This window comes from Deinococcus pimensis DSM 21231 (assembly GCF_000519345.1).
Lineage (GTDB): Bacteria > Deinococcota > Deinococci > Deinococcales > Deinococcaceae > Deinococcus_A > Deinococcus_A pimensis.
Genome location: NZ_KI912660.1, coordinates 1 through 1,671, shown reverse-complemented (window position 1 = coordinate 1,671; position 1,671 = coordinate 1). Strand labels below are relative to the sequence as shown.

Sequence of the window (1,671 nt, the reverse complement as noted above, 5' to 3'; positions counted from 1 at the left end):
CCCCCGTACGTCGCGACGAGCACGAGGCGTCCCTCCGGCGTGACGCTCACGAAGGCCGGGGCACTCCCGCGCGTGGAGCGCCCCCCGAGGGACGTGAGGGTGCGCCCGTCCCCCGAGGGCCGCAGGGCCACCACGCGGCCCTCGTCCTCCTCCAGCACGGCGTAGACGGTGCCGTCCGCGCCGCGCGCGAGGAAGGACGGGTTGTCGAGCGGCGCGGCGAGCGTGGCGCTTCCCAGCGTGCCCGTCTCCGCGTCGAAGTCGAGGACGTGCACGCCCCGCCCGGTGGGCGCGGGCGAGTGGGACTGCGGGGACGTGTAGGTCCCCACGTACAGGCGGGTGGGCGCGGCGGAATCGGTCATGTGAGGATCAGAACGCGCCCCGGCCCCCGCGCGGGTGTGAGGACCCTCAGCGTCCGGTGGGATCGGCCTCGCGGGAGGCGACGTGGGCCGCCCAGCGGGCGCGCAGCTCGTCGAAGTTCGCGTCGATGCGCTCCTGCGCGAGGATCACCTGCGTCGTGGAGCCCGTCCCGATGACGTCCCCGAGTTCCGTGACGGCCTCCACCTTCGCGTACACGCGCCGTCCCTCGGTGCGTTCGAAGCGGGCGGTGACGGTGACGCGCATGCCCGGCAGGGCCGACGCGACGTGCCGCACGTCCACCTCGAAGCCGATGCCGCCCTCGCCGGGCTCCAGGAACGGCAGGATGATCTTGCGGCCCGCCTCCTCGAAGTGCTTCGCCATCCAGTACGTCGCGTACACCGGGTGGACCCGCCCGAGCTCCTCGAAGTCGACGGTCATGGCGTCCGTGACGGTCACGGTGAGGGTCTGCGTGAAGTCGTCGGGAATGGGCTTCATGCGGTCACTCTAACGTCGCGAGGCCCTGCTTGAGCGCGTAGAGCGCCGCCTGCGTCCGCGAGCCCAGCCCCAGCTTCGAGAGCAGGCGCGACACGTGCGTCTTCACGGTCGGCTCGGTCACGCCGAGCTCCTCCGCGATCGATTTGTTCGGCAGGCCGCGCGCGATGAGACGCAGGATGCGCGTCTCCTGCGCGGTGAGGTGCTCGCGCATGTCGGGCGCGCGGAACTCGCGCATGAGCCGCTTGGCCGCCTCGGGGTGCAGGCGCACCTCGCCGCGCGCGGCGGCGTGGATCGCCTCGATCAGGAGCTCGCTCGACGCGTCCTTCAGGAGGTAGCCCGTCGCGCCCGCCTCGATCGCGCCGCGCACCTTGTGCTCCTCCAGCGCGCTCGTGAGCGCCAGCACCTCCACGTCCGGGTGCCGGGCGCGCAGTTCGCGCGTGGCGGTCACGCCGTCCATGACGGGCATCATGAGGTCCATCACGACGACGTCGGGCTTTGCTGCGTCCACGCGCTCCAGCGCCTCCTGCCCGTTGGTCGCCTCCGCGACGATCTCCAGGTCCGGGTCGAGGGAGAGGTACATCTTCAGGCCCATGCGGACGACGTCGTGGTCGTCCACCAGCATCACTTTCACGGTCATCGGGGCTCCTGTGCGGGTTCGTCGAGGGTGACGTCGCCGCGCAGCGTGACGACGTCGAGGGTGAGGGTGGTGTCGGGCGCGCCCTGCGCGGCGAGCGTGAGGACGCGGTCGCCGTTCTGGACGCGGTCGTCGAGGAGGCGGTAGCGGGCGGGGACGCGCAGACCGCCGGGCAGGCGGCGCTC

At 72.4% G+C, this 1,671-nt stretch carries 4 protein-coding genes; all 4 read right to left on the bottom strand.

The window, feature by feature from the left end; translation table 11 throughout:
• A partial coding sequence (locus tag DEIPI_RS32075; RefSeq protein WP_045234573.1) for a lactonase family protein occupies nt 1-359 on the bottom strand: 359 nt, incomplete at its 3' end.
• Nucleotides 360-405: 46 nt separating this feature from the next.
• Complete coding sequence (locus tag DEIPI_RS0116885) at nt 406-852, bottom strand: thioesterase family protein (RefSeq protein WP_027482538.1); 447 nt, start codon at nt 850-852, stop codon at nt 406-408.
• A 4-nt stretch (nt 853-856) separates the two neighbouring features.
• A complete protein-coding gene (locus DEIPI_RS0116880; protein WP_027482537.1) occupies nt 857-1,489 on the bottom strand; it encodes a response regulator in 633 nt (210 codons plus the stop codon).
• Nucleotides 1,486-1,671 (bottom strand): hypothetical protein (locus DEIPI_RS40150; RefSeq protein ID WP_045234572.1); only part of this gene is annotated, 186 nt, incomplete at its 5' end. The genes DEIPI_RS0116880 and DEIPI_RS40150, both read right to left, overlap by 4 nt.

Excerpts from the sequence above, each read along its gene's own strand:
- DEIPI_RS0116885 (WP_027482538.1), bottom strand. The coding sequence starts at position 852 with ATGAAGCCCATTCCCGACGACTTCACGCAGACCCTCACCGTGACCGTC.
- DEIPI_RS0116880 (WP_027482537.1), bottom strand. The coding sequence starts at position 1,489 with ATGACCGTGAAAGTGATGCTGGTGGACGACCACGACGTCGTCCGCATG.